General features: G+C 40.9%; 3 protein-coding genes. All 3 read left to right on the top strand.

Annotated features, from left to right (window positions below):
* Positions 1 to 383: 383 nt before the first annotated feature.
* The gene (locus HRT50_RS17435; protein WP_291616864.1) at positions 384 to 3,038 is read left to right on the top strand and encodes a family 20 glycosylhydrolase; all 2,655 of its coding nucleotides are present in this window, start codon (positions 384 to 386) and stop codon (positions 3,036 to 3,038) included.
* A gap of 178 nt (positions 3,039 to 3,216) precedes the next feature.
* Positions 3,217 to 4,131, top strand: coding sequence for an N-acetylglucosamine kinase (gene nagK, locus HRT50_RS17430; protein ID WP_291616862.1), 915 nt, complete (start codon positions 3,217 to 3,219; stop codon positions 4,129 to 4,131).
* A gap of 64 nt (positions 4,132 to 4,195) precedes the next feature.
* Positions 4,196 to 5,326, top strand: coding sequence for an N-acetylglucosamine-6-phosphate deacetylase (nagA, locus tag HRT50_RS17425; protein ID WP_291616860.1), 1,131 nt, complete (start codon positions 4,196 to 4,198; stop codon positions 5,324 to 5,326).
* Positions 5,327 to 5,458 lie beyond the last annotated feature (132 nt).

Raw genomic sequence — 5,458 nt, 5'->3', positions numbered from 1 at the left:
TCGGAATAATTTTACTCATAGAACCAACTTATTGTTTGTTATTAGGTAATTGATAGTGATTTTAGTCGTACTATCTAGGCTTAAGCTGATGAATATTTAACAGCCGTGACGTTAAGTTAGCATATTTAATTTTGACAGCGCTGTCAAAGCTTGTGAGAATTACATGTTAATTTACATCGTGTAGCAATATGCACTTAAGATATTCTCCTGTTCGACAGCATTAAAGTCAGTGACTATCATATAGAGCGTGTAATATTGTTACAAGATCGGTGTTTTATGTATTTAATTTTGACAGCGCTGTCAAAATTATGGATAGTTATGTTAACAATAACATCTAAAGCAAAGTAGCTTTCTCACTGAACGTTGTAAAAGGTCCTTTAAAAATGCACATTAGCAAGATGAATAAAAAGATTTTAGCGCTTACTATTGCCGCTAGCTTATCTCTACTCGGTTGTGAAAAATCCCCTGCGCCAGCTGTTGATACCGGTGAGAAAATTAACTTACAAGCTATTTACTCTGTTGCTCAAAGTGATATTGATAACATTGCCCAGCACTTAGAAGTTAACTATCGTGTGGTTACCAATATCCCTAGTGATAAATGTGACAGTAAAGTTGCCGATGGCGCCTGTTTTGAAGTGGAGTTATCTTTCACCGCGACACAAGCTATAGCGGCAAAAGACTGGATTATTCATTTTAGTCAAATTGCACCCATTCAGTCTTTTGAAAGTGATGACTTTAACGTAAAGCATCTGAACGGTGATTTACATCAGATTAGCTTAAAAGATAATTTTTCCGGCTTTAGCCAAGGCGAGACAAAAACCTTAAACTTCCGCGCTATGTTTTGGTCATTAGCTGAGTCTGATGTGATGCCTAATTATATTGTTAGTGCACCTAGGCTTGAAGCACGAGTTATTGAAAGCACAGTACCTTTCATTGATAAAGATACCGGTTTAGAAGTACTTCCTCATGTGGAGACATTCACCGATATCAATACTCAGTTTAAACGTACCGCGTCAGATAAAACGCAATGGCTAACGCCTGAAAAGCTTTATCAACGTAACTCTGTACTGGTAAAAGACAAGCTCGCGGTGTTGCACGCAATTATTCCAACCCCTAAATCGGTAAATATCGATGTAAATATGGGCTTTGCTAATATTGGTCAAGGTGTTGCGGTATCTTTAGGTAATGTTAAACACGATGATGTTGATGCAGCGCTATCACGTTTAGCCACTTTAGGTGTTAAACAAAATGCTGCGGGCTTACCGCTACGGCTAAGTATTACTCCTAATGACAATAAAATTATCGGTAGCTACAGTTTAAATGTCACCAGTAAAGAAATTACCATCGTGGGCGTTGATGGCAATGGCGTATTTAACGGCTTGCAATCACTGGCAAGTTTAGTGACTGTTGGTGAGTCGCGTATACCTATGTTAGTGGTTGAAGATGAACCACATTTTGTCTTTCGTGGCATGTTAGTGGATGTTGCGCGTAACTTTCATTCAAAAGAATTTATTTTAAAACTGCTAGATCAAATGGCAGCTTACAAGTTAAATAAACTGCATTTACACCTTGGTGATGATGAAGGGTGGCGTTTAGAAATCCCCAGTTTACCTGAACTTACGGATATTGGTGCCAAGCGGTGTTTTGATGTTAGCGAAGAAAATTGTTTAATGCCGCAGCTCGGTGCTGGCATTGATGAAAACTCATCAGTCAGTGGTTATTACAGTGTTAGTGATTATCACGAAATTTTAAAAGCAGCCAGTGCTAGACATATTCAAGTGATCCCATCACTTGATATGCCGGGTCATTCTCGTGCTTCAATTAAGGCGATGACTGCGCGTTATAAAAAATACCAAGCTTTAGAAGATGAAGCTAAAGCCAAGCAGTTCTTGCTAGAAGATTTCCAAGATAAAACTAAGTATTCTTCAGTGCAATTTTATGGTGATAACACCATTAATGCCTGTTTAGAGTCGTCGTATGATTTTGTTGTCGAAGTGATGACTCAAGTGAAAAAAATTCATGCCGATGCTGGCCAGCCGCTTACTCGTTATCATATTGGCGCAGATGAAACTGCCGGTGCTTGGTTAGACTCGCCAGCCTGTAAGGACTTTGTTGCGAATAACGATAAAGGAGTGACTAAAATGAGTGAATTAGGTGCTTATTTTATTGAACGTGTTGCCGGAATTTTATCTGAACTTGATATTGAAACCGCAGGTTGGAGTGATGGCATGGAGCACACTCGCAAGGAAAATATGCCAGCAATTGTACAAGCCAACGCTTGGGACGCGCTATTTTGGGGAGGTCACGATAAGGTTCATCTATTAGCAAACCGAGATTGGCAAGTAGTTATCTCTAGCCCTGACGTGTTATATTTTGATTTTCCCCATGAGGCAGACCCTAAAGAGCATGGCTATTATTGGGCATCACGCCACACCAATACTGAAAAAGTATTCCAGTTTATGCCTGATAACTTGCCAGTTCATGCCGAGTTTTGGTTAGACCGACAAGATAATACTTATGTTGCCGATGATACTAAAACGCCAATGGCGGCAGGTAAAAAATTCTTAGGTATTCAAGGGCAATTGTGGAGTGAGAATGTCCGCACTGATGACATGGTTGAGCATAAAGTATTTCCACGAATATTGGCTTTAGCCGAGCGTGCCTGGCATCTTGCTGGCTGGGCAGTACCTTATAATTATCAAGGCGCTAAGTATTCATCGCAAAGCAATGCTTTTACTAAAAAAATGCAAACCATGCGTGATAGCCAATGGGCTAAATTTGCCAATACGTTAGGACAAAAAGAGTTTGCCAAACTTGAACTAGCGCAAATTGATTATCGCCTACCTACCGTTGGCGCTATTATCCAAGCAGGTAAACTGCATGCCAATATTGCTTTTCCAGGCCTGACAATTGAATATCAAGTGAGTGGCGGCAACTGGCTTACTTATCAAGAGCCTATTGCCGTTTCTGGTCAGGTAAATATCAGAAGTCGTAGTACTAATGGTCTAAGAGCAAGTCGTATCACCCAAGTTCAATAAGAAGGTTCAAATTACCTAACTGATATTTATCTAATATTATCAGTTAGTTAAATTACATTTGGTAACACTTGTAAAAAAAGCTGATATTTTATCCAAAAAACAAATGACAACGCTGTCATTTCTAGCTAAGATGAAAAAATCAAAAAATTAAAATATAGACAGTGAACATGGGATCGGTATGCTGACAAGTAGTGACAAAAACAATGAATTATTTTTAGGCATTGATGGTGGAGGCAGTAAATGTAAAGCCATTATTATGAATAAAGATAATGAAATACTTGGTACAGGTATCTCAGGTCCCGGTAATCCATTGCATGGTTTTGAGCAAGCAACTTATTCTATTACTGACTCGGCTAAATTAGCGTTAGCAGATGCTGGTTTAGCGCATATAGAGCTGAGTGAATTAATCGCTGGTGTTGGTTTAGCAGGCGTTAACTTACCTGTGCTATTTGACCAAATGGCCGCTTGGCAACACCCCTTTAAAGCAATGCATCTAGCGACTGATTTATTAATCGCCTGTTTAGGTGCCCATAATGGCAATGATGGCGCTGTGATGATTACCGGTACTGGCTCATGTGGCTTTGCTTGTGTCGATGAACAGCACACGACTGTTGGCGCTCATGGTTTTCCCCATGGTGATAAAGGCAGTGGCGCTTGGTTTGGTTTACAAGGGGTTAAGCAGGTTTTATTATCCCTTGATGGCTTAGTCGAGCCAACCTTGATGTCAGCGGTATTGTTGAAAAAACTTAACTGCAATGACGATACTGATTTAGTTGAAGCCGTTGCCAGTCAAAAAGCGACTTTTTATGCACAGCAAGCTAATTTAGTTTTTGATGCCGCAGAGCTAGGTGATAAAGTTGCCTTGGCTATTGTTGCTGAAGGCGCCGAATATATTAATGGCATTGCTCGTACTTTAGCGGTAAAAAATCCACCTCGCATGTCTATGATTGGCGGCCTAACACCGAGATTGAAATCTTGGTTAGCGAGCGATATAAAAGCCAATCTTACTGAGCCATTAAATCCACCGGAAGTTGGCTCAGTACTTTTCGCTCGGCAGCAACAAGCTAAAGTGTCTGTGCAACAATCGGCGTAGTGGTTTATCGCAAAGACTTTTTAAAATATTTTTACCCATTGAAGTTGATACTCTAGGACAATCCATGACACAAACGCGCTTCCATGCTCAACGATTATTTGACGGACACACTTTTCTTGAAGATCAAGTGTTGACTATAGTGGACGGTAAAATTACCGATATTGACCAAAACACGAGTCATGTCGATGTGTTCGCTCAAGGTTTAGTTGTTCCTGGTTATATCGACTTACAAGTTAACGGTGGTGGCGGGGCATTATTTAACGACTCGCCCTCAGTTGATAACTTAAAAATCATCATGGCTGCTCATGCTCAATTTGGCACTACGGCTATGATGCCAACGTTAATTACCGATAAAGTTGCCGTCATGCAACAAGCTGCAGATGCAATTGCTCAAGCGATAGCCGAAGATGTTCCAGGCATTCTTGGTATTCACTTTGAAGGGCCGCATTTATCTATTGAGAAAAAAGGCACCCATTGTGCCGATTATATCCGCGGCATCTCTGCCGTTGAATGGCAGATCCTGTCCCGCCAAGATATTGGTCAAGTTATTGTCACTCTCGCGCCGGAAACGGTCAGTGCTGAAGATATTTCCCGTATGGTTGAGTTAGGTATTAAAGTTTGTCTAGGTCATACCAACGCTGATTTTGAAACGGCGCAACAAGCTATCGATGCTGGCGCCAGTGGTTTTACGCATTTATTTAATGCTATGTCACCACTACAGGGGCGAGAGCCTGGGGTTGTTGGTGCGGCGCTATTAAATAATAACACTAGCTGTGGCTTAATTGTCGATGGTTTCCATGTTGATTACGCCAGTTGTAAATTAGCGATACAAGCTAAACCCCAAGGAAAAGTGTTCTTAGTTACTGATGCTATGCCGCCAGTGGGAACAACACAAACACAGTTCGCTTTATATGATCGCACTGTTTATGTCGACAATGGCAAGCTGACCTCAACCACGGGTGAACTTGCTGGCTCTTCGTTAGATATGGCGAGCGCGGTTAAAAATACTCATCAAGGCTTAGGCATTGAGTTGGGTGAAGCGATACGTATGGCCAGTTTATATCCAGCAGAGTACTTATACCAAAACCAAGAGGTCATTCGTGGTCAACTTAGTCAAGGAATGCAAGCTGATATGGTGGTATTGAATGACGACTTATCAGTAAAAGAGACCTGGATTGCCGGTCAGAAACTTTAATTAATACTAGGGGTGTTGATCTTTCAGGGTTAAATTTTGTTCGAGATAAAAGTGCTTTAGTCGCGGCGAGTAGTGTGTAGCCTAGTCATTCTAAGCAAATACTACTCAACAAAGAATAAAGCGCTTTTAGCC

The organism is Colwellia sp. (genome assembly GCF_013215345.1).
In the GTDB taxonomy this organism is placed as follows: Bacteria; Pseudomonadota; Gammaproteobacteria; order Enterobacterales; family Alteromonadaceae; genus Colwellia.
Note: the sequence above shows the minus strand (reverse complement) of the source record. Positions and strands in the feature narration are given on the sequence as shown.

What these genes read in the sequence shown, in the direction of transcription:
- HRT50_RS17435 (WP_291616864.1), top strand. Translation starts at nt 384, where the DNA reads ATGCACATTAGCAAGATGAATAAAAAGATTTTAGCGCTTACTATTGCC.
- nagK (WP_291616862.1), top strand. Translation starts at nt 3,217, where the DNA reads ATGCTGACAAGTAGTGACAAAAACAATGAATTATTTTTAGGCATTGAT.
- nagA (WP_291616860.1), top strand. Translation starts at nt 4,196, where the DNA reads ATGACACAAACGCGCTTCCATGCTCAACGATTATTTGACGGACACACT.